The sequence below is a fragment of the Streptomyces sp. Wb2n-11 genome, assembly GCF_001049855.1.
GTDB lineage: Bacteria > Actinomycetota > Actinomycetes > Streptomycetales > Streptomycetaceae > Streptomyces > Streptomyces altiplanensis.
Genome location: NZ_CVPB01000001.1, coordinates 4363670 through 4390176 on the forward strand (window position 1 = coordinate 4363670; position 26507 = coordinate 4390176).

Annotated in this window: 23 protein-coding genes; 18 read left to right on the forward strand and 5 right to left on the reverse strand. The window is 73.1% G+C overall.

The genetic code is table 11. The annotated features are described in order from the left end of the window. Positions 1–4 precede the first annotated feature (4 nt). The 12 genes from BN1555_RS19825 (at position 5) to BN1555_RS19880 (ending at position 15666) form a co-directional block, all read left to right on the forward strand. Positions 5–898 (forward strand): carbohydrate ABC transporter permease, encoded by an 894-nt coding sequence (locus tag BN1555_RS19825; protein WP_093800632.1) that lies wholly within the window; start codon positions 5–7, stop codon positions 896–898. Continuing rightward, a complete protein-coding gene (locus BN1555_RS19830) occupies positions 895–1728 on the forward strand; it encodes a carbohydrate ABC transporter permease (protein ID WP_093800633.1) in 834 nt (277 codons plus the stop codon). Before BN1555_RS19825 ends, BN1555_RS19830 begins: the two co-directional genes overlap by 4 nt. 4 nt (positions 1729–1732) lie before the next feature. Further along, positions 1733–3391: a beta-N-acetylhexosaminidase gene (locus BN1555_RS19835; RefSeq protein WP_093800634.1), complete on the forward strand. Its 1659-nt coding sequence runs from the start codon at positions 1733–1735 to the stop codon at positions 3389–3391. A 288-nt stretch (positions 3392–3679) separates the two neighbouring features. Next, positions 3680–4576, forward strand: a complete 897-nt coding sequence (locus tag BN1555_RS19840) for an FAD binding domain-containing protein (RefSeq protein WP_176710085.1) — start codon at positions 3680–3682, stop codon at positions 4574–4576. Beyond that, on the forward strand, positions 4573–6027 hold the full coding sequence (locus BN1555_RS19845) for a 2Fe-2S iron-sulfur cluster-binding protein (protein WP_255306101.1): 1455 nt from the start codon (positions 4573–4575) through the stop codon (positions 6025–6027). The genes BN1555_RS19840 and BN1555_RS19845 overlap by 4 nt, the downstream gene beginning before the upstream one ends. Next, positions 6024–8339, forward strand: coding sequence for a xanthine dehydrogenase family protein molybdopterin-binding subunit (locus BN1555_RS19850; protein WP_093800636.1), 2316 nt, complete (start codon positions 6024–6026; stop codon positions 8337–8339). The genes BN1555_RS19845 and BN1555_RS19850 overlap by 4 nt, the downstream gene beginning before the upstream one ends. 67 nt (positions 8340–8406) lie before the next feature. Next, positions 8407–8955, forward strand: coding sequence for an AAA family ATPase (locus BN1555_RS19855; protein ID WP_255306102.1), 549 nt, complete (start codon positions 8407–8409; stop codon positions 8953–8955). Between the two features lie 139 nt (positions 8956–9094). Then, positions 9095–10234: a lactonase family protein gene (locus BN1555_RS19860; RefSeq protein ID WP_255306103.1), complete on the forward strand. Its 1140-nt coding sequence runs from the start codon at positions 9095–9097 to the stop codon at positions 10232–10234. A 140-nt stretch (positions 10235–10374) separates the two neighbouring features. Continuing rightward, positions 10375–11859 (forward strand): MFS transporter, encoded by a 1485-nt coding sequence (locus BN1555_RS19865; protein ID WP_093800637.1) that lies wholly within the window; start codon positions 10375–10377, stop codon positions 11857–11859. 175 nt (positions 11860–12034) lie between these two features. Continuing rightward, complete coding sequence (locus BN1555_RS19870) at positions 12035–13816, forward strand: DEAD/DEAH box helicase (protein ID WP_093800638.1); 1782 nt, start codon at positions 12035–12037, stop codon at positions 13814–13816. A gap of 323 nt (positions 13817–14139) precedes the next feature. Then, positions 14140–14781 carry an IclR family transcriptional regulator gene (locus BN1555_RS19875; RefSeq protein WP_093800639.1) on the forward strand — a complete coding sequence of 214 codons (642 nt, stop codon included), beginning with the start codon at positions 14140–14142 and terminating at the stop codon, positions 14779–14781. Positions 14782–14874: 93 nt separating this feature from the next. After that, positions 14875–15666: a S16 family serine protease gene (locus BN1555_RS19880; protein ID WP_093800640.1), complete on the forward strand. Its 792-nt coding sequence runs from the start codon at positions 14875–14877 to the stop codon at positions 15664–15666. On the opposite strand, the gene BN1555_RS19885 is transcribed toward BN1555_RS19880, so the two are convergent. The 4 genes from BN1555_RS19885 to BN1555_RS19900 all read right to left on the reverse strand — a co-directional run bounded on the left by BN1555_RS19885 (position 15593) and on the right by BN1555_RS19900 (position 18336). Beyond that, a complete protein-coding gene (locus BN1555_RS19885; RefSeq protein WP_093800641.1) occupies positions 15593–16912 on the reverse strand; it encodes an MFS transporter in 1320 nt (439 codons plus the stop codon). The two genes, BN1555_RS19880 and BN1555_RS19885, sit on opposite strands and share 74 nt — an antisense overlap. Then, the gene (locus BN1555_RS19890; RefSeq protein ID WP_093800642.1) at positions 16909–17100 is read right to left on the reverse strand and encodes a hypothetical protein; all 192 of its coding nucleotides are present in this window, start codon (positions 17098–17100) and stop codon (positions 16909–16911) included. Before BN1555_RS19890 ends, BN1555_RS19885 begins: the two co-directional genes overlap by 4 nt. 16 nt (positions 17101–17116) lie before the next feature. Continuing rightward, the gene (locus BN1555_RS19895) at positions 17117–17734 is read right to left on the reverse strand and encodes an ArsR/SmtB family transcription factor (RefSeq protein ID WP_093800643.1); all 618 of its coding nucleotides are present in this window, start codon (positions 17732–17734) and stop codon (positions 17117–17119) included. 116 nt (positions 17735–17850) lie between these two features. Then, positions 17851–18336, reverse strand: coding sequence for an Lrp/AsnC family transcriptional regulator (locus BN1555_RS19900; protein ID WP_093800644.1), 486 nt, complete (start codon positions 18334–18336; stop codon positions 17851–17853). A 143-nt stretch (positions 18337–18479) separates the two neighbouring features. Between BN1555_RS19900 and hppD the strand changes: the two genes are divergently transcribed. From hppD to BN1555_RS19915, 3 genes are all read left to right on the forward strand, one after another. Next, positions 18480–19628: a 4-hydroxyphenylpyruvate dioxygenase gene (gene hppD, locus BN1555_RS19905; protein ID WP_093800645.1), complete on the forward strand. Its 1149-nt coding sequence runs from the start codon at positions 18480–18482 to the stop codon at positions 19626–19628. A gap of 310 nt (positions 19629–19938) precedes the next feature. Next, the gene (locus tag BN1555_RS19910; RefSeq protein WP_141662868.1) at positions 19939–20130 is read left to right on the forward strand and encodes a hypothetical protein; all 192 of its coding nucleotides are present in this window, start codon (positions 19939–19941) and stop codon (positions 20128–20130) included. 103 nt (positions 20131–20233) lie between these two features. Then, entirely contained in the window at positions 20234–21157 is a 924-nt protein-coding gene (locus BN1555_RS19915; protein ID WP_255306104.1) for a phage baseplate protein, read from the forward strand. Between the two features lie 191 nt (positions 21158–21348). On the opposite strand, the gene BN1555_RS19920 is transcribed toward BN1555_RS19915, so the two are convergent. Next, positions 21349–22779 (reverse strand): tetratricopeptide repeat protein, encoded by a 1431-nt coding sequence (locus BN1555_RS19920; RefSeq protein WP_093803513.1) that lies wholly within the window; start codon positions 22777–22779, stop codon positions 21349–21351. Positions 22780–22877: 98 nt separating this feature from the next. On the opposite strand from BN1555_RS19920, the gene BN1555_RS19925 reads away from it, so the two are divergent. From BN1555_RS19925 to BN1555_RS19935, 3 genes are all read left to right on the forward strand, one after another. Continuing rightward, positions 22878–24245, forward strand: coding sequence for an FAD-binding oxidoreductase (locus BN1555_RS19925; protein ID WP_093800648.1), 1368 nt, complete (start codon positions 22878–22880; stop codon positions 24243–24245). Between the two features lie 101 nt (positions 24246–24346). Then, positions 24347–24760 (forward strand): VOC family protein, encoded by a 414-nt coding sequence (locus BN1555_RS19930; protein WP_093800649.1) that lies wholly within the window; start codon positions 24347–24349, stop codon positions 24758–24760. Between the two features lie 91 nt (positions 24761–24851). After that, complete coding sequence (locus tag BN1555_RS19935; protein WP_093800650.1) at positions 24852–26483, forward strand: RDD family protein; 1632 nt, start codon at positions 24852–24854, stop codon at positions 26481–26483. Positions 26484–26507 lie beyond the last annotated feature (24 nt).

Below are 26507 nucleotides of genomic sequence, written 5' to 3' on the forward strand. Positions count from 1 at the left end.
CGGTATGAGCGCGATCGCACGACGCGGCAGCGGTTGGACGCCGTGGCTCTACCTCGCGCCTGCTCTGGTCGTCCTGGGCGGCCTGCTCGTCTACCCGATCTACCAGCTCGGCCTGATCTCCTTCCTGGAGTACACGCAGGCGCAGGTCAGCGGCGGTGAGCCGACCTCCTTCAAGGGCCTGGGGAACTACACCACGCTCTTCGGCGACCCGCAGTTCTGGCAGGTGCTCCTCGCGACCGTCGTCTTCGCGGCCGCCTGCGTCCTCGCGACACTCTCCCTCGGCTGCGCGCTGGCCGTGCTGCTGACGCGCGTACGGGCCGTGCCGCGCCTCGCGCTGATGATGGCCGCACTCGGTGCGTGGGCGACCCCGGCGATCACCGGATCCACCGTCTGGGTGTTTCTCTTCGACCCGGACTTCGGGCCCGTCAACAAGGTGCTGGGGCTCGGCGACCACTCGTGGACGTACGGACGCTACAGCGCCTTCACGCTCGTACTCCTCGAAGTGGTCTGGTGCTCGTTCCCGTTCGTGATGGTGACCGTCTACGCGGGCATCAGGGCGATCCCGGCGGAGGTACTGGAGGCGGCGTCCCTCGACGGGGCGTCCCAGTGGCGGATCTGGCGGTCGGTCATGGCGCCGATGCTGCGGCCGATCCTGGTGGTCGTCACCATCCAGTCGGTGATCTGGGACTTCAAGATCTTCACCCAGATCTACGTCATGACCAACGGCGGCGGCATCGCCGGCCAGAACCTCGTCCTCAACGTCTACGCCTACCAGAAGGCCTTCGCGTCCTCGCAGTACAGCCTGGGCTCGGCGATCGGCGTCGTCATGCTGCTGATCCTGCTCGCGGTCACGCTCGTGTACCTGCGGCTGCTGCGACGTCAGGGAGAAGAACTGTGAGTCTCGTACGCCGCCCCTGGCGCCTCGCCGCAGAGGCGTCCGCGCTGCTGATCGCGCTGGCCGTCGCCTTCCCCCTCTACTGGATGGTGCTTTCCGCCTTCAAACCGGCGGGCGAGATCCAGTCGACGGAGGCCAGACCGTGGACGCTCTCTCCCTCCCTCGACTCGTTCCGGCGCGTCTTCGAACAGCAGGAATTCGGCCGTTATTTCCTCAACAGCCTGCTGGTCGCATCGGTGGTCGTGATCGCCTCCGCGCTGATCGCCTTTCTCGCGGCGACAGCGGTCACCCGCTTCCGCTTCAAGTTCCGCACCACCCTCCTGATCATGTTCCTGGTCGCCCAGATGGTGCCGATCGAAGCACTGACGATCCCTCTCTTCTTCCTGATGAGGGACTTCGGGCAGCTCAACACGCTCGGCTCGCTGATCCTGCCGCACATCGCCTTCTCGCTGCCCTTCGCGGTGTGGATGCTGCGCGGATTCGTGAAGGCCGTTCCCGAGGCGCTGGAAGAGGCGGCGTACATCGACGGAGCGAGCCGCTCCCGTTTCCTGTGGCAGATCCTTTTCCCGCTGGTCTTCCCCGGGCTCGTCGCGACCAGCGTCTTCTCCTTCATCTCGACCTGGAACGACTTCCTCTTCGCGAAGTCCTTCATCATCAGTGACACCTCGCAGTCGACACTTCCGATGGCACTGCTGGTCTTCTTCAAACCGGAGGAGAACGACTGGGGAGGGATCATGGCAGCCTCGACGGTGATGACCGTCCCGGTGCTCGTCTTCTTCGTACTCGTACAGCGACGCCTGGTCTCGGGACTGGGCGGAGCGGTTAAGGACTGACGCCATGCTCGATCTGGTACCGGCTCCCGGAGCCGCTGCCTGGGCGCCCCCCGCCCAGGGCCACTACCCCCTGGGCCGCGACACCGCCCTGTTCGCCCATCCCGGCACCGAGGGCGTCGCCCACTGGCTGCGCGCCACGGTGGGCGCCGCCACCGGGCTGCCGCTGGCGGACGGCACCGACGCCGGCCGCGACGGCAACCGCATCGAGCTGCGGATCGACCCCGAGACCGGACAGGAACTCGGTCCGGAGGGCTACCGCCTGGTCGTCGACGGCTACCTCGTCCTCATCGAGGGCGGCGGCCCGGCGGGCGTCTTCTGGGGCGCCCAGACACTGCGTCAGCTGCTCGGCCCGGACGCCTTCCGGCGCGCGCCCGTCGACCCGGCCCGCCAGTGGTCCGTACCGATGGTGGCCATCGAGGACAGGCCGCGCTTCGCCTGGCGCGGCCTGATGCTCGACGTGGCACGCCACTTCATGCCCAAGGACGGCGTACTGCGCTACCTGGACCTGCTCGCCGCGCACAAGCTCAACGTCTTCCACCTCCACCTCACCGACGACCAGGGCTGGCGCATCGAGATCGAGCGCCACCCGAAACTGACGGAGACCGGCGCGTGGCGGCCGCGCACCAAATACGGCCACCGGGCCTCCGGCCTGTGGACGGAGACACCGCACGGCGGTTACTACACGCAGGACGACATCCGCGAGATCGTCGCGTACGCGGCGCAGCGGCATATCACCGTCGTCCCCGAGATCGACATCCCGGGCCATTCGCAGGCGGCCATCGCCGCGTATCCGGAACTCGGCAACACGGACGTCATCGACACCACCCTCTCCGTCTGGGACACCTGGGGCATCAATCCGAACGTACTCGCCCCCACCGACAACACCCTCCGCTTCTTCGAAGGCGTATTCGAGGAAGTCCTCGGCCTCTTCCCCTCCGCATTCGTCCACGTGGGAGGCGACGAGGCGCTGAAGGACCAGTGGAGGCGGTCTCCGGCCGCCCAGGCCCGCATCAAGGAACTCGGCCTGGCCGACGAGGACGGACTCCAGTCCTGGTTCGTCCGCCACTTCGACACCTGGCTCACCGCCCGCGGCCGCCGTCTCATCGGCTGGGACGAGATCCTCGAAGGCGGCCTCGCGCCGGGAGCCGCCGTCTCCTCCTGGCGCGGCTACGCGGGCGGGATCGCCGCCGCCCGGGCCGGCCACGACGTCGTCATGTGCCCCGAGCAGCAGGTGTACCTGGACCACCGCCAGCACGGCGGCCCGGACGAACCGATGCCCATCGGGTACGTACGCACCCTGGAGGACGTCTACCGCTTCGAGCCCGTACCGACCGAACTCACACCCGAAGAGGCACGGCACATTCTGGGCACCCAGGCCAACGTCTGGACCGAGGTGACGGAGAACCAGAGCCGCGTCGACTACCAGACGTTCCCCCGCCTGGCCGCGTTCGCCGAAGTCGCCTGGTCGGACCTGCCGGCGCCCGCCGAGCGGGACTTCGCCGGTTTCGAGGCGCGAATGGCCGCGCACTACCGGCGGCTTGATGCACTGGGGGTCGATTACCGGCCACCGGGCGGCCCGTTGCCCTGGCAGAAGCGCCCGGCTCCCGGTGGCGACAGCGCCGCTCTCGGACGCCCGATCGAGGGGACGCCCCCAAACGTGTGAGCCGCGAGGCAAGAGGAGTGCCGCACTGTGCCGGGCCTGGGACCGTTGGGGTCCCGGCTCGGCATACGTCGTAAGTCGCATGAGAGTCGCTGAAGAGTGGCAATTCGCACTCACCGCCGATGGAGTACGAAAGCGGGCGAATGCCCTGGTCGGGGAGGAGGGGTTCCTAGTGGACCCTCGCGTCGGACGGTTCGCGGGATGTGCCAGAGTTGCCTCGTCCGGGCTGTGAGCACGTACCGTACGGCGCAACAGACGGGACAGCCGGGACACCGGGAAGGGGCAGCTGGGTTGACCACGCACGCACCGCGGGCGGCGCAGTCCGTGACGCTCCCGGCCTCGCTCGACGAGGCCGTGGCGGCACTCACCGCCATGCCTGCCGCCGTGCCCGTCGCGGGCGGTACGGACCTGATGGCATCCGTGAACTCCGGGCAGCTGCGGCCCGCGGCCCTGGTCGGGCTCGGCCGGATCAGCGAGATCCGGGGCTGGCAGTACCAGGACGGGAACGCGCTGCTCGGCGCCGGTCTCACGCACGCCCGGATGGGACGGCCGGACTTCGCGGCCCTCATCCCGGCGCTCGCTGCGGCCGCGCGCGCCGCGGGACCGCCCCAGATCCGCAACGCGGGAACGCTCGGCGGCAACATCGTCACCGCCGCGCCCACCGGCGACACCCTGCCCGTACTGGCCGCGATGGAAGCGACACTGGTGATCGCGGGGCCGGGCGGCGCACGCCGTGAGACCCCCGTCTCCCACCTCCTCGCCGGCCGCGACATGCTGGGCGCGGGTGAGCTGATCGGCTTCGTGCGCGTACCGCTGCTGCACGCCCCGCAGGTCTTCTTCAAGGCCACCGGCCGCACCGGCCCCGGCCGCGCGACCGCGTCCGTCGCCCTGGTCCTCGACCCGGCGCGGCGCGAGGTGCGGTGCGCGGTGGGCGCCATCGCGCCGATGCCGCTGCGGCCCCTGGAGGCGGAGGCCTGGATCGCCTCGCTGATCGAGTGGGACGCGGACCGCAAGCTGGCGCCGGAGGCGTGCGCCGCGTTCGGCGAGTACGTCGCGGCCGCCTGCATCCCGGACCCGGCTCCGCCGGCGGACGGGACGGAACCGGCCGCACTGCCGCCCGCCGTACTGCACCTGCGGCGCACGGTCGCCGCGCTGGCCCGACGAGCGCTGGGGAGGGCACTGTCGTGAGCGAGAACGAGAACCCGGGGACGCAGGGACCTCCGCACCCCGGCACCTGGCAGCCGATCCCGCAGGGCGGCGAGTACGACGCGGACGCCACGGCGTTCGTGCAGCTGCCCGAGGGCATGACGGACTTCGGCGACCCGCTGGCGGCGCCCGGACACGACTACGTACCGCCTCACATCACCCCGCAGGCCGCGGGGGCGGCGGACCCGGGAGCGGCCGGCACGTGGGCCGCGCAGTCGATGCCGGGCGAGATGCGGTGGCCGGAACCGGAGGCCACGGGCGTGCCCACGCACGACCTGGGGGCCACGGGCCAGTGGAACTTCGACACGGCCCCGGCGCCCACGCCCCCGGTCGCGTCCGAACTCACGGGCCAGTGGACGGTCCCGGTGGCCGACGGCGAACTCCCGGACGAGTCGGGCGAGTTCACGATGTCGGCGCTGGCGTCCCAGTGGGGTGGCGCGCACCCTTCGGCCACCCTGCCGGGCGGGGCGCCGGCCCCCTGGGCGGACACCGCCGACGCCGGACCGACGCTCCCGGGCGGAGCCCCCGTCCCGTGGGCGGCCCCCGGGCCGATGCACGACTTCGAGCCCCACCCGCCGCAGGAGGACGCGGCCGGCGCCGCCGCGGAACCCGCGGGGGCGGAAGGGGACGCGCCGGAGCACTCCCCGCAGGGCGCCGAACACGACCCCCCCGAAGGAAACCCCGCACCCGGACGTCCGGCACCCGAGGAGACGCCCCGGCACGACGCCGGCCCCGACGCCCCGGACGCCTCCGCAGGCACCGACCCGCGCGCCTCCGCGGACCCGCACGGCCCCGCCGACCCCGGTACCGCAGCCGCGCCCGACGCCTCCCCGGAAGACGCCCACAGCGAGCACCCCCACGCCTCCTACGTCCTGCACGTGAACGGCGCGGACCGCCCCGTCACCGACGCCTGGATCGGCGAGTCCCTCCTGTACGTCCTGCGCGAGCGCCTCGGCCTCGCCGGCGCCAAGGACGGCTGCTCCCAGGGCGAGTGCGGCGCCTGCGCCGTCCAGGTCGACGGCCGCCTCGTCGCCTCCTGCCTCGTCCCCGCCGCCACCACCGCCGGCAGCGAGGTCCGTACGGTCGAGGGCCTGGCCGCCGACGGCCGGCCGTCCGACGTCCAGCGGGCCCTCGCCAACTGTGGCGCGGTCCAGTGCGGTTTCTGCGTACCCGGCATGGCCATGACCGTCCACGACCTGCTCGAGGGCAACCACGCCCCCACCGAGCTGGAGACCCGCCAGGCACTCTGCGGCAACCTCTGCCGCTGCTCGGGCTACCGGGGCGTGCTCGAAGCCGTGCGCGAGGTCGTCGCCGAGCGCGAGGCGACCGCCGCGGCCGAGGAAGCCCGCATCCCGCACCAGGCGCCCCCCGGCGCGGGCAGTGTCCAGCAGCCCCACCCGCACGAGCACCCGCACGACGGAGGCATGGCGTGAGCAACGACGCGGCCACCGCGACCGGCGCACCGGCGGTCGACGGCACCCGGCCCGAGCCGCCCACCCACGGCATCGGCGCTTCCCTTCCACCGGCCGACGCGCGCGCGAAGACGGAGGGCACGTTCCCGTACGCGGCCGACCTGTGGGCCGAGGGCCTGCTCTGGGCCGCTGTGCTGCGCTCGCCGCACGCCCACGCCCGGATCGTCTCGGTCGACACCTCCGCCGCGTCCGAGATGCCCGGCGTACGGGCCGTGGTCACCCACGAGGACGTGCCGGGCGACTCCGCGCACGGCCGCAGCGTCGCCGACCGCCCCGTCTTCGCCTCCGGCCTCGTCCGCCACCACGGCGAGGCGATCGCCGCGGTGGCCGCCGACCACCCCGACACGGCCCGTCTGGCCGCCGCGGCCATCGCGGTCGAGTACGAGCTCCTCGAACCGGTCACCGACCCGGAACAGGCCTTCGCGGCGGACCCCCTCCACCCCGACGGCAACCTCATCCGTCACATCCCCCTCAGCTTCGGCGACCCGGAGGTCACGGGCGAGGTGATCGTGGAGGGCCTGTACCGCATCGGCCGCCAGGACCCGGCGCCCATCGGGGCCGAGGCCGGACTGGCCGTCCCGCGCCCCGACGGCGGCGTGGAGATCTACACGGCGTCCACCGATCCGCACACCGACCGCGACCGCGCCGCCGCCTGCTTCGGCCTGGAGCAGGAGCGCGTGAAGGTCGTCGTCACGGGCGTCCCGGGCGCCACCGGCGACCGCGAGGACGGCAGCTTCCAGATTCCGCTGGGCCTCCTCGCCCTCAAGACCGGCTGTCCGGTCAAGCTGGCCGCCACCCGCGAGGAGTCCTTCCTCGGCCACGCCCACCGCCACCCGACCCTCCTGCGCTATCGCCACCACGCGGACGCCGAGGGCCGCCTGGTCAAGGTGGAGGCCCAGATCCTCCTGGACGCGGGCGCGTACGCCGACGCCTCCTCCGAATCCCTCGCGGCGGCAGTGGCCTTCGCCTGCGGCCCGTACGTCGTGCCGCACGCCTTCATCGAGGGCTGGGCGGTCCGTACGAACAACCCCCCGTCCGGCCACGTCCGCGGTGAGGGCGCCCTCCAGGTGTGCGCGGCGTACGAGGGCCAGATGGACAAGCTCGCGGCGAAGCTGGGCATCGACCCGGCGGAGCTGCGCCTGCGCAACGTGCTGGCCACCGGTGACCTGCTGCCCACCGGCCAGACGGTGACCTGCCCGGCCCCCGTGGCCGAACTCCTGCGCGCCGTACGGGACTGCCCGCTGCCCGCGCTGCCCAAGGACACCCCCCGGGGCGAGTGGCTGCTGCCGGGCGGCCCGGAGGGCGCGGGAGACCCCGCCGCCGTACGCCGCGGGGTCGGCTACGCGGTCGGCATGGTGCACATGCTGGGCGCGGAGGGCGCCGACGAGGTCTCCACCGCGACGGTGAAGGTCCACGACGGCGTGGCCACGGTCATCTGCGCGGCGGTCGAGACCGGCCAGGGCTTCACCACGCTCGCGCGCCAGATCGTCCAGGAGGTCCTCGGCGTCGAAGAGGTCCACGTGGCGTCGGTCGACACGGACCAGCCCCCGGCGGGCCCGGCGACGCACGGCCGCCACACGTGGGTGTCGGGCGGGGCGGTGGAGCGCGCGGCGAAGATGGTCCGCACACAGCTCCTCCAGCCGCTGGCCCACCAGTTCGGCATGTCGACCGAGCTGCTGCAGATCGCCGACGGCAAGATCACCTCGTACGACGGGGTCCTCTCCACCACGGTGGCGGAGGCGATGGAGGGCAAGGAGCTCTGGGCCACGGCCCAGTGCCGCCCCCACCCCACCGAACCGCTCGACGACACGGGCCAGGGCGACGCCTTCGTGGGGCTGGCCTTCTGCGCGATCCGCGCGACCGTGGACGTGGACATCGAGCTGGGCTCGGTCCGGGTGGTGGAGATGGCGGTGGCCCAGGACGTGGGCCGCGTCCTCAACCCGGCCCAGCTGGCCACCCGCATCGAGGCGGGCGTCACGCAGGGCGTGGGCGCGGCCCTGACGGAGAACCTCCGCACCCCGCGGGGCCTGGTCCGCCACCCCGACCTCACCCACTACGCGCTCCCGACGTCCCTGGACACCCCGGACATCCGCATCGTCAAGCTGGTGGAGGAGCGGGACGTGGTCGCCCCCTTCGGCGCGAAGCCGGTCAGCGCGGTCCCGGTGGTCACGTCCCCGGCGGCGATCGCCTCGGCGGTCCGGGCGGCCACGGGCCGCCCGGTCAACCGCCTGCCGATCCGCCCCCAGGCGGCGGTCGCCGTTCCCGGTACGTAGCCGGGCGGGCCGGGTGAGCCGCGTTCTTCCCGGTGGCGCCCGGACGCCCCGTCACCAGGGCCGGTCCGTGGACGAAGCACCCGGCCCCGCCGTCATCCTGGTCACCGGCGTCATGGCCGCGGGCAAGTCCACCGTCGCGCAGGCGCTCGCCGAGCGCCTGCCGCGCGCCGCCCACGTGCGCGGCGACGTCTTCCGCCGGATGATCGTCTCAGGGCGCGAGGAGATGCTGCCCGGGGCGGGCGAGGAGGCCCTGGCCCAGCTCCGGCTGCGCCACCGGCTGTCGGCCTCCGTCGCCGACGAGTACGCGCGCAGCGGCTGGACCGCGGTCGTGCAGGACGTGGTGGTGGGCGAGGAACTGGCGGTGTACGTCCGGCTCGTCCGCACCCGCCCCCTGTACGTCGTGGTGCTCGCCCCCGGCCGGGAGGCGGTGGCCGCCCGGGAGGCGGGGCGGGCGAAGACCGGCTACGGGGCGGGCTGGACCGTGGAGGAGCTGGACCGGGTGCTGCGCGAGGAGACGGAGCGGACCGGGCTGTGGCTGGACACCGCCCGGCAGACCCCGGAGGAGACGGTCGGGGAGATCCTCGCGCGACTGCACGAGGGCAAGGTGGCGCCATGAGCGCCGTCGCGGCCGGAGGGCGGCGTGCGAACGGGTGTGCGCGGGCCTTGCCTCCGCGCGGTGGTGCGGGACACCATCGACCGCGACTGCTGCACGGCTGACGAAGAACGACCGGCGAGCTGAGAGCGTGAGGGCTGCCATGAGCGACGTGCGTACGGCGACGGGTGCGGGCGCGGACACCGGCACGGGCATGACCCGGCGGCGGTTCGGCGTGCTGGCCGGTGCCGGTGCCGCCGCGCTGGCGGTGCCCGGAAGCGCGCAGGCCGCCCGGGCGTCGCGTCGCGCCTACCTCGGTACGTACACCACCCAGCCCGGCGGCGGCACCGGCATCGGGCTCGCCTCCTACCGGCCGCGCAGTGGAGAGCTGGCCTCCACCGGGGTGCTCGCGGGCGTGCAGAATCCTTCCTTCCTCGCGCTCTCGCCCGACCGCCGCACCCTCTACGCCGTCGACGAGCGCGCCGAGGGCGCCGTCACCGCCGTGCGCGTCGGGGCCGGGGCGCCCGAGGTGCTGGGGCGCGCCCGCGCCACCGGCGGCGCCGACCCCTGCCACCTCTCCGTGCATCCCGGCGGGCGGTTCCTGCTGACCGCGAACTACACCGGCGGCAGCGTCTGCGTGCACCCCGTCGGGCGCGGCGGCGTGCTGGGGGAAGCCACCGACGTCGTACAGCACACCGGGTCCGGGCCCGATCCCGAGCGGCAGGAGGGCCCGCACGCGCACATGGTGGTCACCGATCCCGGCGGACGGTACGTCGTCGCCGTCGACCTGGGCACGGACTCCGTCCACACCTACCGGCTCGACCCGCGCACCGGCCGCCTGGAGGAGCGGGGACGCGCCGCGATGAGGCCGGGCGCCGGGCCGAGACACCTCGCCTTCCACCCCTCCGGCCGGCACGCGTACGTCGCCAACGAACTGGACAGCACGCTGGTCGTGTGCGGCTACGAACGGCGCACCGGGACCCTGACCCCCGGCACCCCCCAGCCGACGCTCCCGCCCGGCGCCGGGCTCACCGGGCGCAACTACCCGGCGGGGGTGCTGGTCTCGCCCGACGGACGGTTCGTGTACGTCTCCAACCGGGGCCACGACAGCGTCGCCGCCTTCGCCGTCGAGCGAGGCGGCGCGGCGCTGCGGCCGCTGTCCGCCACGCCGTCCGGCGGCTCGTACCCCCGGCACATCACGCTCGACCCGTCCGGCACGCTGCTGTTCGCCGCCAACCAGAAGTCCGGCACGGTCGCCGCGTTCCGCGTGGACCGGGGCACGGGCCGGCGGGCGCGGTGCTGACGGCGCCGGTTCCGGTGTGCGTGCTGCCGGTGTAGGGCCGGCCGGTCCCGGGCCGGGGCGGCGGACGTACGACCAAAGGCCGAGCGCGGACCGCCCCGACGACAGGGTTCATGCGCCGGTACGCCCCTTACTCTGAGCGAATGACCGCCCTGGAACCGCGCGACGCCGAGGTCGCGCCCGAAGCCGCCGGGATCCCCGGCGTACCCACCGCCGACCGGAGCGGTGTTCTCGGCAGAGCCCACCGCGCGCTCAGCATCGGCATCATCGCCGTCGTCCTGCTGATCGCCTTCGAGGCGACCGCCGTCGGCACGGCCATGCCCGTCGCCGCCCGCGAGCTGAACGGCGTCTCCCTCTACGCCTTCGCCTTCTCCTCCTACTTCACCACCAGCCTCTTCGCCATGGTGCTGTCCGGCCAGTGGGCCGACCGCAGCGGCCCCCTCGCCCCCCTCGCCACCGGCATCAGCGCCTTCGCCGCCGGACTGCTGCTCTCCGGCACGGCGGACGCGATGTGGCTGTTCATCCTCGGACGGGCGGTCCAGGGGCTCGGCGGCGGACTCGTGATCGTCGCCCTGTACGTCGTCGTCAGCCGCGCCTACCCGGCGCGGCTCCAGCCCGCGATCCTGGCCGCGTTCGCCGCGAGCTGGGTCGTGCCCTCCGTGGTGGGTCCGCTCGTGTCCGGGACGGTCACCGAGCACCTCGGCTGGCGCTGGGTCTTCGTCGGCATCCCCGTCCTGGTCGTCTTCCCGCTCGCGCTCGCCCTGCCCGCGATACGCCGCACGGCGGCCGGCCCCGCCGGGGCGGGCGGCCCCGCCCCGGCCTTCGACCGCCGCCGGATCCGCCTCGCGCTCGGCATCTCGCTGGGCGCCGGGCTGCTCCAGTACGCCGGTCAGGCCGCGTCTGTCCAGGGCGCGCGGTGGCTCGCGCTGCTCCCGGCGGCGGTGGGCGGCGCGCTGCTCGTGCCGGCCGTCCTCGGACTGCTGCCGCGCGGCACCTACCGGGCGGCGCGCGGGCTGCCCTCGGTGGTGCTGCTGCGCGGCGTCGCGGCCGGGTCGTTCATCGCGGCGGAGTCCTTCGTACCGCTGATGCTGGTCACCCAGCGCGGGCTGTCCCCGACGACGGCCGGGCTCTCGCTCGCGGTCGGCGGCGCGACGTGGGCGCTCGGTTCGTACGTACAGTCGCGGCCGCGCATGGAGCCGTACCGGGAGCGGATGGTGTCCGGGGGCATGGTCCTGGTCGCCGCGGCGATCGCGACCGCGCCCAGCGTGCTGATCACCGCCGTCCCGGTGTGGGTGGTAGCGGTCGCCTGGGGCGTCGGCTGCTTCGGCATGGGCACGGTCATCGCCTCGACCAGCGTGCTCCTGCTCAAGCTCTCGGCCCCCGAGGAGGCGGGTGCCAACTCCGCCGCCCTCCAGATCTCCGACGGCCTCTCCAACGTCATGCTCCTCGCGATCGGCGGCGCGGTCTTCGCGGCGCTGGGCGGCGGCGCGGTGGGCTCCGCCCACACCGCGGCCTCCACCGCCTCCGCCTCCCACCCGGCGGCCTTCGCGGCGGTGTTCCTGCCGATGGCGGGGGTGGCCCTGGCGGGGGCGTGGGTGGCGACCAGGCTGCGGACACGGGACGCGTGAACCGCCGGCCGCCGGGGAAAGACTTCGTGCGCTCGTGTGAGGTGGGTCCCAACGGCGGGTGGTGCGGCGACGTCCATACATGAGGCCGGGCGGCCCGCCGGTAAGGTGGCCCGGTTGTCGTACGACCCTTCGGCGACCGTCCCGCCACGTACCCGAGCGCCCCGAACCGGAGACCGTGACTACTACCGCCTCCCACCACCTCTCACCCGCCTTCCCCGGCCGCGCCCCCTGGGGCACCGCCAACAAGCTGCGCGCCTGGCAGCAGGGGGCGTTGGAGAAGTACATCCAGGACCAGCCGCGCGACTTCCTCGCGGTCGCCACCCCCGGCGCGGGCAAGACGACCTTCGCGCTGACGCTCGCCTCGTGGCTGCTGCACCACCACGTCGTGCAGCAGATCACGGTGGTCGCGCCGACCGAGCACCTCAAGAAGCAGTGGGCGGAGGCCGCCGCCCGGATAGGCATCAAACTCGACCCCGACTACAGCGCCGGTCCGCTCAGCAAGGAGTACCACGGGGTCGCCGTCACCTACGCCGGTGTCGGCGTACGCCCCATGCTGCACCGCAACCGCTGCGAGCAGCGCAAGACGCTGGTGATCCTCGACGAGATCCACCACGCCGGCGACTCGAAGTCCTGGGGCGAGGCCTGCCAGGAGGCGTTCGACCCGGCGACCCGGCGTCTCGCCCTGACCGGCACGCCCTTCCGGTCGGACACCAACCCCATCCCCTTCGTCGCGTACGAGGAAGGCAACGACGGCATCAGGCGGTCCTCCGCCGACTACACCTACGGCTACGGCAACGCCCTGGCCGACGGTGTCGTCCGGCCCGTCATCTTCCTCTCCTACAGCGGCAACATGCGCTGGCGCACCAAGGCCGGTGACGAGATCGCCGCCCGGCTCGGCGAGCCGATGACCAGGGACGCCATCGGGCAGGCCTGGCGCACCGCGCTCTCGCCGACGGGGGAGTGGATCCCGAACGTCCTCGCGTCCGCCGACAAGCGGCTGACCGAGGTGCGCAAGGGCATTCCGGACGCCGGCGGGCTCGTCATCGCCACCGACCAGGAAAGCGCCCGCGAGTACGCCAAGATCCTGAAGAGGATCACCGGCGACCGGCCGACCGTCGTCCTGTCCGACGAGAAGGCCGCCTCGAAGAAGATCGACCAGTTCAGCGCGGACGAGTCCCGCTGGATGGTCGCGGTCCGCATGGTGTCGGAAGGCGTCGACGTACCGCGTCTGGCGGTCGGCGTGTACGCGACGACGATCTCCACGCCGCTCTTCTTCGCCCAGGCCGTCGGGCGCTTCGTACGATCGCGCAGGCGCGGCGAGACCGCGTCCGTGTTCGTTCCCACGATTCCGATGCTCCTCGAATTCGCCAACGAGATGGAGGTCGAGCGGGACCACGTCCTCGACAAGCCCAAGAAGGGCGGCGAGGACGAGAACCCGTTCGCCGAGGAGGACAAGCTCCTCGCCGACGCCGAGAAACTGGAGGACGAGGAGACCGAGGAGCAGCTGCCCTTCGAGGCCCTGGAGTCCGACGCCGTCTTCGACCGGGTGCTGTACGACGGCGCCGAGTTCGGCATGCAGGCCCACCCGGGGAGCGAGGAGGAGCAGGACTACCTCGGCATCCCCGGGCTGCTGGAGCCCGACCAGGTGCAGCTCCTCCTCCAGAAGCGGCAGACCCGGCAGATCGCGCACAGCCGTCAGAAGCCGGCCGCGGAGGCCGACCTGCTGGAAAAGCCGGCCGAGGCGCGTCCCGTGGTGACGCACAAACAGCTGCTGGAGCTGCGCAAGTCGCTCAACACGATGGTCGGCGCGTACGTCCACCAGAGCGGCAAGCCGCACGGCGTCATCCACACCGAGCTGCGCAGGGTCTGCGGCGGTCCGCCGAGCGCCGAGGCCACGGCCGGGCAGCTCCAGGACCGCATCAAGAAGGTCCAGGAGTGGGCCACCCGCATGCGGTGACGCCTGCCGGGAGGTGACGCACAGGGCCCGGAGACGCTTCTCCGGGCCCTGTCCGTTCCGAGGGGCGGGACCCGTCGGCCGGGGAAGAACACGGATTCGGTCGAATGCGGATCAAGTGCCCTCACGCGCCCGGATTCTGGACGAGGCCTTCCGCTGAGCGGAGTCGATCGCTACCTTTCCCGCAACGCATACGCCCCGTGGCAGAGCCGCCGCGGAGCGCAGCCGGTGCCATGGCCTGCCGGCGGCCTCTGCGCGCGACGTCGACGGGACCGGCGGCGCACCCGTCGGAGAGCCGCCGCACTCACCACAGAGGAGTGGGCGTCGTGACCGCGGAAACTTCCCAGACGCTCGACCGGGGACTACGTGTCCTCAAACTGCTTGCCGACACCGACCACGGGCTGACCGTCACCGAGTTGTCCAACAAACTCGGGGTGAACCGCACGGTCGTCTACCGCCTGCTCGCCACCCTCGAGCAGCACGCGCTGATACGCCGCGACCTGGGCGGCCGCGCCCGCGTCGGCCTCGGCGTGCTCCGCCTGGGCCGGCAGGTCCATCCGCTCGTACGGGAAGCCGCGCTGCCCGCGCTGCGCTCCCTCGCCGAGGACATAGGGGCCACGGCGCACCTGACGCTGGTCGACGGCGCCGAGGCCCTCGCGGTCGCGGTCGTCGAGCCGACGTGGACCGACTACCACGTGGCGTACCGCACGGGGTTCCGTCACCCCCTCGACCGGGGGGCGGCCGGCCGGGCCATACTCGCCGCCCGCCAGGGCGCCCTGGGGGACGGCGGCTTCACCCTCACCCACGGCGAACTGGAGGCCGGTGCCAGTGGCGCGGCGGCGCCCCTGGTCGGCATCACCGGCCTCGAGGGCAGCGTCGGCGTCGTCATGCTCGCCGACTCCGTTCCCGAACGGGTGGGGCCGCGCGTGGTCGACGCCGCCCGTGAGGTCGCCGACGCGCTGAGGTGAGGGGGCCGCCCGGCGGCCCGGAGTCCGCGAAGCGGTGCGAGGGGTGCGAGGGGTGCACGGGGGAGAGGGGCGCGCGCCCACTAGATTGGGGACGTGCTCTCACGTCTCTCCCGTCCCCGTGTCCTCGCCCTTTGCGGGGCCCCCGCGCTCGCGCTCTTCGCCGTGGCCGCCTTCGCGCCGCTGCCGTACGTCCTCGCGCAGCCCGGCAGCACCGCGAACGTGCTCGGGGCGGACAAGGGCGAACCGGTGATCACCATCACCGGCGCGCCGGTGCGCGAGACCGCCGGAGAGCTGCGGATGACGACGATCGTGGCGACGGGGCCGTCCGTCGACATCGACCTGGGACAGGTCGTCGACGCGTGGTTCAGGACCGACCGGGCCGTCATGCCCAAGGACGCGGTCTACCCGTCCGGCGACACCGACGCCGAGGTCGAGAAGCACAACGTCGCGGAGATGGAGCAGTCGCAGGAGACCGCCGTCGACGCGGCGCTCGACTACCTCGGCAAGAGCCCCGACCAGGTGAAGGTGGACCTCAACCTCGCCGACATCGGCGGCCCCAGCGCCGGGCTGCTCTTCTCCCTCGGCATCGTCGACAAGCTGGACGGCGACGGCTCGGGCGGCGACCTCACCGGCGGCCGCACCATCGCCGGTACGGGCACGATCACCTCCGACGGCAAGGTGGGCCCGGTCGGCGGCGTACCGCTCAAGACGCAGGCGGCCCGGCGCGACGGGGCGACGGTCTTCCTCGTACCGGAGGAGGAGTGCTCGCAGGCCCGGGCGGAGAAGCCCGAAGGGCTGCGCCTGGTGCCCGTCACGACGCTGAAGGACGCGGTGCGGGCGCTGGTGGCGCTGGAGAAGAGGAGCGGGAAGGTTCCGAGCTGCTAGCAGGCGGCTGTACGGGCGGTACGTCGTCCATCGTCCGCCAGGACGGGAAGACCACCGGGCTCAGCGTCGCCAGGAAGTACGCCCCGCCGAACACCAGCAGCGCCGTCACGAGCCCCGCCTCCTCGACCAGCAGCCCCGCCGCGAGGCCGCCCAGCGGCATGGTCAGCTCGCAGCCGGCCGTGGACACGCCGCCGACGCGGCTGCGCAGCTCCTGCGGGACGCGTTCGTACGTCACCGTCGTCAGGATCGGGTTGAGCATCCCGGCGGCCAGACCGCCGACCGCCAGCGTCACGGCCAGTGCCGCCGCCCCGTCCACCAGCGCGGCGACGGCGAAGCGCGGCAGCCCGCAGAGCAGGAACGCGACGGTGAAGACCACCCGGCGCGGGAAGCGCTCGCCGACCGCCCCGTAGAGCAGGGCGCCGAGCAGCGCCGCCCCGCCGAAGACCGCGGCGAGCATGCCCAGGACGGCCGCGCCGCCCGGGTCGCCCTGGGCGTGGACGGGCAGGAGGACCGAACTCCAGCCCTGGTCGAGGCCGTTGGTGAGCATCACCATCAGGACCACGGCCAGCAGGAGCCGCCGGCGCAGGAGGAAGACGTACCCCTCGCGCAGTTCCGTGCGGTACGTCGCGAAGGACACCGGCGCCGCCTTCTGCGGCTCGGCCGCCCGTACGCCCCGCACCCCGGCCGCGACCAGCAGCGCCGACACCACGAACGTCGCCGCGTCGAGCAGCAGCACCGCCTCGGCGCCGAGCAGCGCGATCAGTACGCCCGCGAGCGCGGCGCCGATCATGCGGGCCCCGCGTGATACGCCCTCGAAGAGGCCGGCGGCGCGGGTGAGGGTGGTGCCGGTGTGGGCTGCGAGGTCGGGGAGGAGGACGTAACGGGCCGTCGTGCCGGGCGTATGGGCGAAGCCGCCGGCCGCCATCAGCGCGCACAGCATCCAGAACTCCAGCGCGCCGGCCCAGTGCAGCAGCGGGATCGCGCCGACGGCGAGGCCGCACACCAGGTCGGAGGCGACGGAGACCCGGCGGCGGCCGATCCGGTCGATGAAGGGGCCGCCGACGAGCGCGGCGACGACGACCGGCAGCGTCGCGCAGAAGGCGACGACACCGGCCCGGCCGGCGCTGCCCGTGGTGTCGAGAACGAACCACGGGACGCCGATCATCGTGAGCGAAGTGCCCGCTGTGGAGACGGTGTTGGCGGCCAGGACGGCCGCGAAGGGTCTCTTCCGCCCCTGCGCCTTCACGCGATACGGGCAGGCCGGGCCGGGGACTGCTGGGCGAGGCGCAGACCCGGCTCGACCATGGTCCGGCCGAGGCGGGCGCGCAGGGGGTGCGACGGCGCGGGGCGGGGGACGCGGGCGTACCCGGCGGCCCGGGCGCGCAGTTCGGCGGCGCGCTGGTGGTGGAGCCGCAGGTGTGTGTCGGAGTGCATGGCGGGCGGTTTCCTCTCAGTCCGTGGGGCGGCGGGGGAAGGAGTGGGTGTGCAGGCGGACCTGGGCGGAGCCCTCGTCGGACAGCCCGTGGTAGCTGGTGATGAGCGCGTGCATCTTCTCGTTCAGCTCCTTCAGCTGCTCGGGGGTGAGCTGGAGCGTGAAGTCGCTCAGGTCCGAGCTGCCGGCCCACTCCTCGGGCCATTCGCGCGCGGTGCCGAGCCAGGTGCTGACCTCCTGGGTGTGGATGTTGGCGATCTCGTGGATGAAGAGGTCGGCGGCTCCGCGCACGGCCGGATCCGGGCTGTTGTGCAGCTCCCTGCTGAAGGTGGTTCCTTCCTGCGCCGCCTTCCACCACCGCTCGCGTCCCTTGCCGCGCTCCGGGTCGTCCTCGACGAAGCCGTGGGCGGCGAGCTGGCGCAGGTGGTAACTGGTGGCGCCGCTGGACTCGCCGAGCCGCTGGGCCAGTTGGGAGGCGGTGGCGGGTCCGTCGTGGCGCAGGGACTTCAGCAGCTGGATGCGCAGGGGATGGGCGAGCCCGCGCAGCGAACGGGCGTCCAGCACACGGGAGCCGGGCTCCCGGTGTTCGGCGGGTGCGGGTGCGGGGGTGCCGGGCTGCTCGGGCTCTTGGGGCATGCCTTCACCCTAGGCTTGCAAAGAAGTCTCTGCAAGCACTTCTTTGCATCGATTCCTTTGCTTGCCCGCCCCGCGCGCGCCTGCCCCCGGCTCTCCGCCCGTCCCGGCCGGCCCCGTCAGGCGGGCCCGGCCGCCGCGGCCTGCTCCACCAGCGGGATGATCCGCAGCGGCACCGGGTTCTCCATGACGATCGCGGTGGAGGCCCGCACGATGCCCTCGAACCCGACCACCCGGTCGATCACGCGCTGGAGATCGGCGTTCGAGCGGGCGACGAGGCGGCAGAGCATGTCGCCGTGCCCCGTCGTCGTGTGCAGCTCCAGCACCTCCGGTACGGACGCCAGGTGCGTCCGTACGTCGGCGCCCTGCCCCTGTTTGATCTCCAGCGTCGCGAACGCCGTCACCGGATAGCCCAGCGCGGCCGGATCGACGTCCGGACCGAACCCGCGGATGACTCCGTTGGACTGAAGCCGGTCCATCCGTGCCTGCACGGTCCCGCGCGCCACCCCCAGGCGGCGCGACGCCTCCAGCATCCCGATCCGGGGCTCGCGCGCCAGCAGCACGACGAGCCGGCCGTCGAGTTCGTCGATACCGTCCGTGGACATGGGCCGCCCCGCTTCCCGACACCTCGTGCTGAGCCTGGTCATCCTGTACAGATCGCCCGGTCATTCTGGCAAGTTGGTGAGCAGATTGCCCAGCGTTTCGGAGAACTGTTGCGCAGCTTGCGATACGGAGAGAGCCTGCCGCCATGACTGAGACCACGCAGCACACCACCCCCAGCACCGCGCGCGAGGCCGATCCCTTCCCGGTCAAGGGAATGGACGCGGTCGTCTTCGCCGTCGGCAACGCCAAGCAGGCCGCGCACTACTACTCGACCGCCTTCGGCATGAAGCTCGTCGCCTACTCCGGACCGGAGAACGGCAGCCGTGAGACCGCGAGCTACGTCCTGACGAACGGCGCCGCGCGCTTCGTCCTCACCTCCGTCATCAAGCCCTCCACCGACCGGGGCCGCTTCCTCGCCGACCACGTCGCCGAGCACGGCGACGGCGTCGTCGACCTCGCCATCGAGGTCCCGGATGCCCGCGCCGCGTACGCCTACGCCGTGGAGCACGGCGCGCGCGGCATCGAGGAGCCGCACGAGGTCAAGGACGAGCACGGCGTCGTCGTCCTGGCCGCGATCGCGACGTACGGCAAGACCCGCCACACCCTCGTCGAGCGCTCCGGCTACGACGGCCCGTACCTGCCGGGCTTCGTCGCCGCCCACCCGATGGTCGAGCCGCCGGCCAAGCGCACCTTCCAGGCCATCGACCACTGCGTCGGCAACGTCGAGCTCGGGAAGATGAACGAGTGGGTGGCCTTCTACAACAAGGTCATGGGCTTCACCAACATGAAGGAGTTCGTGGGCGACGACATCGCCACCGAGTACTCCGCCCTCATGTCGAAGGTCGTCGCGGACGGCACCCTGAAGGTGAAGTTCCCGATCAACGAGCCCGCCATCGCGAAGAAGAAGTCGCAGATCGACGAGTACCTGGAGTTCTACGGCGGCGCCGGCGTCCAGCACATCGCGCTCGCCACGAACGACATCGTCGCGAGCGTGCGCTCCATGCGGGCGAACGGTGTCCAGTTCCTGGACACCCCCGACTCGTACTACGACACGCTCGGCGAATGGGCGGGCGAGACGCGCGTGCCCGTCGAGACGCTGCGCGAGCTGAAGATCCTGGTGGACCGCGACGAGGACGGCTACCTGCTCCAGATCTTCACCAAGCCGGTCCAGGACCGGCCGACCGTCTTCTTCGAAATGATCGAGCGGCACGGCTCGATGGGCTTCGGCAAGGGCAACTTCAAGGCCCTCTTCGAGGCGATCGAGCGCGAGCAGGAGAAGCGCGGCAACCTCTAGCACGCTGCCGCAGCACGGCATTCGGGGCATCCGCCACGGCCTCCCCGGCCTGGTGGGTGCCCCCTCTTCCGCCCTGGTGATCTCCCCGCTGCTCTGACCGCTCGCATGCGTCACGGGGGAGCGGAACGGCTGAAAGTGGAAGCACGAATGTCGATCCGTCGGAGCTGCGGGCCTCCGCAGGCGCCGCCGACGCGATAGGTGACAACCTGCGAAAGCCGGTCGACAAGGCCGCTACCGCGAGGGCGACCGGCGTCACCTCCTGCTGTACGCGGAGGGCGGTGACGCCAACTTCTTCGTGTCGGTCGGCGCGATGAAGCCCCCGTACGACCGGATGATCCTCAGCGTCACGACCCCCTGCTTCCTCCCGCCGGAAACGAAGCAGGAAGAGGTCTCCGCCCCGCTTCCGCGCCCGCAGCGCGCGTCGGCACCCCTCACGGCCCGGGCCCCCGCGCCGGAGCGTCCTGCGGCCCAGCGCCCCGCGGGAGTCGGCGACTTCGGCTGACGGGGGTGTGGGGCGCGTGGCCACTCGTGCTGCGTGCGCGGTGCTGCGCACCCCTGACCCGTGGGGCCCTTGCTCGCTATCGTGAGTCATGGCCATGACTAGCGTGAGTGCGAGCACGAGTGACGAACGCATCGACTTGGCCGTCCCGTCGAAGCGATGGCACTGGAAGAAGCCCCTCGGGCAGACCACCGTCCTCCAGTCCTTCGCCTTCGACGACTCCCGGCAGCGGCTGTACGTCCTCCAGATGATGCAGGGCGGCATCAGACTCTCCGGCGAGCCGAGGGCCTGCACCGGTACGGAGAGACGGCAGCGCGGCGACATGTGCCTCAACCAGCTCGACTTCAAGGGCGCGCTGCTCGGCCGCATGTACCTGCTGGGGCACGGGCACGGCGTCGGCATGGGCGTCGAGCGGGACGCGGCCGGGGCGACCTGGATCTGGACGGAGGCGGACGCGCGGGTCGCGGACTCCATGGCGTTCGGGCGCGGCATCACGCGGTTCCGGTTCGTGGACCGGCAGGTACGGCGGAGCTCGGCGGAGGCGGCCCGCCACCCGGTCGAGGGGTCCACCGCGAACCAGCCGTCCGTGGACATGAGCCGCAAGCGCATCGCCGTCCGCCACCGCATCGGCGGCGAGGTGCGCTACCGCGTCTTCTCGCTGGCCCACGCCGTCGCCGGCGACTTCTCGAAGCCTCTGCACGACTTCGCGCAGACCGCCGCGCACCCCGACCCGGACATCGACTTCCAGGGGTTCGCGCTGTACGGCAACTACCTGTACCAGCTGGCCGGCGAACCGTACGGGCCGGCCAACCCGCGCTCCGGGCACGGCAACACGTACGTCTCCTGCATCGACATCCGCACCGGCGAACCGGTCCAGCGGACCCGCACCGGGGCCGGCTACTCCCTCGACCACCGCGAGCCGGAGGGCCTCGCGGTACGGCGCACCGGCAAGCCGCGGCTGTGCATGGGGTTCGCCTCGGGGGAGCCGGGAGCGCGCAGGTACTCCATCTACTACAAGCAGCACGCCTGAGCTGTCGTCGGAAGGGCGGGCTCCGCCGGGGGCGCCACGACGCCCCACGAGGGGCCGGTGCCGCGCCGGGGCGTCTCTCCGGGCGCCGAACGCCCGGGTACGCCGGGTCTGTTCGGGGCGGTCGCGTTCGGTGCCCTGCGGGGAGCACCCCGGCGCGTCCCCTCCCGCCACCGTGGCAGGTGGGGCGGCGCTCAGCGTGTCCGGGCAGGGGGCGCCTCGTCATGCGTCCGGCGGGGGCCGCCTCCCGGGGGCTCGCCCAAGGCGTTCAGTACCTCGCGCACCCTCATGGCCGGCAGCGGCGAGAACGACGGGTTGACGCGCAGAGCCTCCTCCAGATGGCGCCTGGCCGCGCCGGACCTGCCCAGCTTCCGCTCGATCATCCCCAGGTGGTAGAAGAACTGCGCGTCGCGGGGACCCTGGTCCGTGGCCCTGAGGGCGTACTTCAGGGCCTCCCCGGTGTTCTTCCCGCCGCCCGCGCGGTACAGGGACCACGCCAGGGCGTCCGCGACGTACGCGTTCGGGTGCCGCCTCCACTCCGCCCGCAGCCGGCGGACCGCTGCCGACGGGGCGCCGTGGTCCGCGTCGAGCCGCCCGAGCAGCAGCTCGTCGCCGCCGCCCCCGCGCTGTTCCGTCAGCGCCACCCGGGCCCGCACCAGCGCGTACTGCTCCTTCGCCTCGTCCTCGCGGCCCAGGGACTCCAGCAGCTCGCCGTACTCCAGGCCGACGGCCGGGAGTGGCGTCTGCCCCAGCGCCGCCAGGTAGTCGCCCTCCGCGTCGGCCGGGCGCGCCAGTGCCGCCATGACCCGGGCGCGGCCCGCCCTGGCCCGCGCGTAGCCGGGGTCCGTGCGCAGGGCCGCCTCGTAGTGGCGCAGGGCCTCGTCCGGCTCGCCGCGTTCCCACGCCAGCTCGCCCAGGCCGTACAGCCCGGTCACCTTCTGGGCCGTGGAGCCCGCGAGCGCCGTCGCGTCGGACAGCGCCGCCGTCGCGTCCTCCCGCCAGCCCCGGTCGCGGTACACCTCCGAGGCGAGCCGCCGCGCCTGCGGGCCCGGACGCAGCGCCTGGAGCCTCTCCACCGCCCCGGCTGCCGCCTTCCGGTCACCCAGATGCCGGTACGCGCCGATCAGGGCCGGGTACACCGTCCACCGTTTCGGCGACCGCTCGCGGACCGCCTCGCCCCACTTCTTCGCGGCGCGGTGGTCGCCGCGCGCGTGGGCGAGCGCCGCGAGACCGACCACGGCGTCCGGATTCGCTCGCGGCCGTACGGACAGCGAGTGGCGCAGCGCCATCTCCGCGCGCGGGAAGTCCGCCGGGTCGGCCGTCCAGCGGCCCCGCTCCAGGTACGCGGAGCCGAGCACCGCCCAGGAGCCGTCGTCGCCGGGATGCTCGCGCAGCCACGACTCGCGGTCCCCGATGAACGCGGTCAGGTCGGACGGCGAGGCCGGCACTCCGGCGCCCACGGCCTCGACGGCGGCCGCCGCACGCCCCACGGGACCCGGCACCGGCGGGGCCCCGTCCAGTACTCCCGAGGCGAGGACCCCCGCGGCACCCGCGACCAGCACCGCCGTGCCCACGAACACGGCGACCGGGAGCCGCCGCCGCTTCACCCGTTCTTCCGTTTCCATGGCGATCACTGTGCGTCAGTATGAAGAGCACATCCGGACACGCGGAGTGGAACGCAGACGGGTTCACACCGATGGCCCCCGAGTGCCACGCTGGGACCATGGACGATCTTCTCCAGCAACTGCGCGCGGGCCTGCCGGCCGAGGCCCTGATCACCGACGCGGACATCACGGCTTCGTACGCCCACGACATGGCGGGTTTCTGCGACGCCGGCGCCCCGGCCGTCGTCGCCCTGCCGCGCACCGTCGAGCAGGTCCAGCACATCATGCGCACGGCGACCGCGCTGCGGGTGCCGGTCGTGCCGCAGGGCGCGCGGACGGGGCTGTCCGGCGCCGCCAACGCGAGTGACGGCTGCATCGTGCTGTCCCTGGTGAAGATGGACCGGATCCTGGAGATCAGCGCTGTCGACCGGATCGCCGTCGTCGAGCCGGGCGTGATCAACGCGGTGCTGTCGCGCGCCGTGGCCGAGAAGGGGCTCTACTACCCGCCGGACCCGTCGAGTTGGGAGACGTGCACCATCGGCGGCAACATCGGCACGGCGTCGGGCGGGCTGTGCTGCGTGAAGTACGGCGTGACCGCCGAGTACGTCCTGGGCCTGGACGTCGTCCTCGCCGACGGCCGCCTCCTGACCACCGGGCGGCGTACGGCCAAGGGCGTCGCGGGCTACGACCTGACCCGGCTCTTCGTCGGCTCCGAGGGCACCCTCGGCGTCGTCGTCAAGGCGGTCCTGGCGCTCAGGCCCGCCCCGCCGCGGCAGCTCGTCCTCGCCGCCGAGTTCCCGTCGGCCACCGCCGCCTGCGACGCGGTCTGCGAGATCATGGCGCGGGGCCACGCCCCCTCGCTGCTCGAACTCATGGACCGTACGACCCTGCGCGCCGTCAACAAGATGGCCGGCATGGGCCTCCCCGAATCCACCGAGGCGCTCCTGCTCGCCGCCTTCGACACCCCCGACCCCGCCGCCGACCTCGCCGCCGTCGGCGAGCTGTGCACCGCGGCCGGCGCCACGGAAGTCGTCCCCGCCGAGGACGCCGCCGAGTCCGAACTGCTGCTACAGGCGCGGAGGTTGTCCCTCACCGCGCTGGAGGCGGTCAAGTCCGCGACGATGATCGACGACGTGTGCGTACCGCGCTCGAAGCTCGGCGCGATGCTGGAGGGAACCGCCGTCATCGCCGAGAAGCACGACCTCACCATCGGGGTCTGCGCACACGCGGGCGACGGCAATACGCATCCGGTGGTGTGCTTCGACCAACGGGACGAGGACGAGTCGAGGCGCGCCCGTGAGTCCTTCGACGAAATCATGGCGCTCGGCCTGGAACTCGGCGGCACCATCACCGGCGAGCACGGAGTCGGCGTGCTCAAGAAGGAATGGCTGGCGCGCGAACTCGGACCGGTGGGAGTGGAGTTGCAGCGCTCCGTCAAGGCGGCCTTCGACCCGCTCGGTCTCCTCAACCCGGGCAAGCTCTTCTGAGACCCGAGGCGTACGGCGAAGGACCGATGCCCCGGACACGGCGCTGCGCATAGCGTGAGGGACAGCAGGACGAGCAGCAGCCGCCTCGACGAGGAGGAACCATGCCCGCGAGCCTTGATCACACCATCGTCCGGAGCCGCGACCGCTTCGCCGCCGCCCGCTTCCTCACGGAGCTGATGGGCGCCCCGGAGCCGGAGCCCTTCGGTCCCTTCGCGAGCGTGCCGCTGGAGAACGGCGTCACGCTCGACTACCTCGACTCCGCGAGCGCGCGGATCGCCTCGCAGCACCTGGCGTTCCTGGTGCCCGACGGCGAGTTCGACGAGATCCTCGCACGGGTCGAGGAGCGCGAACTCCCCTACTGGGCCGACCCGCACCACGAACTGCCGCAGCAGATCAACCACCACCACCGAGGGCGCGGTTTCTACCTCGACGACCCCGACGGCCACTCCATCGAGTTCCTCACGCACACGTACGTGAAGGCCTCCGGGGAGGCCCTGGAGACGACCGGAAAGTAGTGCTTCCAGCGGGACGGGCCCGGCGCGTCGTGGTGGTCTGATAGATGTGGACCTCGTTAACGAGGCCATCGACTAGATACGGGACACGGTGATGAGCGCCCCCACCCCGGCCAGCGGCGACAGCAGCCCCACTCCTGGCTACTATCCCGACCCGTCCATCCCCGGCTACGTCCGGTTCTGGAACGGGGCCGCCTGGGTGCCCGGGACCAGCCGCCCCGCCCCGTCGGACAACGAGTCCCTGCCGGCCGCGCCCGCTGCCGCCACGCCCCCGGCCGCCTCCGTCGAGGAGACCGGCCCGGTCTTCTTCGACGAGGAGCCGGAGGGCGCGCACCTGCGCGGCACCGCCCCGGAACCGGCGTCGGCCTGGCAGGCGGACACGTCCCGCCAGACCGGCTTCGGCGGCGACCGCGACCGCCGGGTCTCCTGGGGCTCCGCCCCGTCGTCCACCGGCTCGCCCGCCGCCCCCGACGCCGGCCCGTCCGCTCCGGGCGGTGCGTCCGCTCCCGGCGGCTCGGGCGGCTCCGGCGGTGCCTCCGCCCCCGGTGAAGCAGCCGCTTCCGGGCGCTCGGGTGACCCGCGCCGCGGAGGCGGCGGGGTCGACCTCCGCCGTACGGGCGGCTCCGCGCCGGAGCGCCCCGCCGGCACGGGCGCCCCGGTCCGGCCCGGCGGTGGGGAGACCGGGAGACCGGCCCCCGGCGCCGACCCCAGCGGGGGCGCGCTCCCCGGCGTCCGTACGCCGCCTCCCGCCGACGGCACCGTCACCATCCGTGCCGTGCGCCGGGACGGGACGGAGTCCCCCCGGACGGCCCGGGCCGACGGCACGATGGCCATCAGGACCATGACTCCGGGCGCGGGACAGCGCCAGGTTCCGGGCCAGACACGGCCTCAGGCTCCGGGGCAAGCGCGGACCGCCGGGCGAGCCGATGCCCAGCCGCAGCCGCAGCCGCAGCCGGGCCGGCCCCAGGCCCCGGGTCAGGCGCAGGTTCCGGCGCAGGCCGGCGTGCCGGTCCGGGCTCCCGGGCCGGGGCAGCCCGGCCCGGCGCAGGGGACGCAGGCCGGTGCGGGGGCTCCCGTCGGGACTCCCGTCGTTTCCGGGGCCGGCGGCGGGGCCGCCTCGTGGGCGCAGCAGGTGCACCAGCTCGCGCAGCCGGACCAGGACGAGGCGGGCGCACCGCCCGTCGTGCCCTGGAAGCCGCCGGTCAGCGACCCGTTCCTGCAGGCCGCCCAGGCCCAGGCCGCGGCCAGGCCCGCCGGCCTCGCCAAGCGGCTGGCGGCGCGGCTGATCGACACGGTCGTCCTCGGTGCCGCGGTCGGCGCCGTCGCCGTACCCCTCGTGTCCGCCGCGTTCGCGCACATCGACGAGAAGATCGAGGCGGCGAAGCTCTCCGGCGAGACCGTGACCGTATGGCTGCTCGACGCCACGACCGCCGGTTACCTCGGCATCGTGCTCGGCGCGTTCCTGCTCCTCGGAGTGGTGTACGAGACGCTGCCGACCACCAAGTGGGGCCGTACGCTGGGCAAGAAGCTGTGCCGGATCCACGTGCGGGACATCGAGGCGCACGAGCCTCCGACGTTCGGCGCCGCGCTGCGACGCTGGCTCGTGTACGGCGTGCTCGGCGTCCTCGCGGTCGGGGTCGTCAACGTGGCGTGGTGCCTGTTCGACCGCCCGTGGCGGCAGTGCTGGCACGACAAGGCGGCGCGTACGTTCGTGGCGGGGGACTAGGGGCAGCCGGGTCCCCCGAACGGC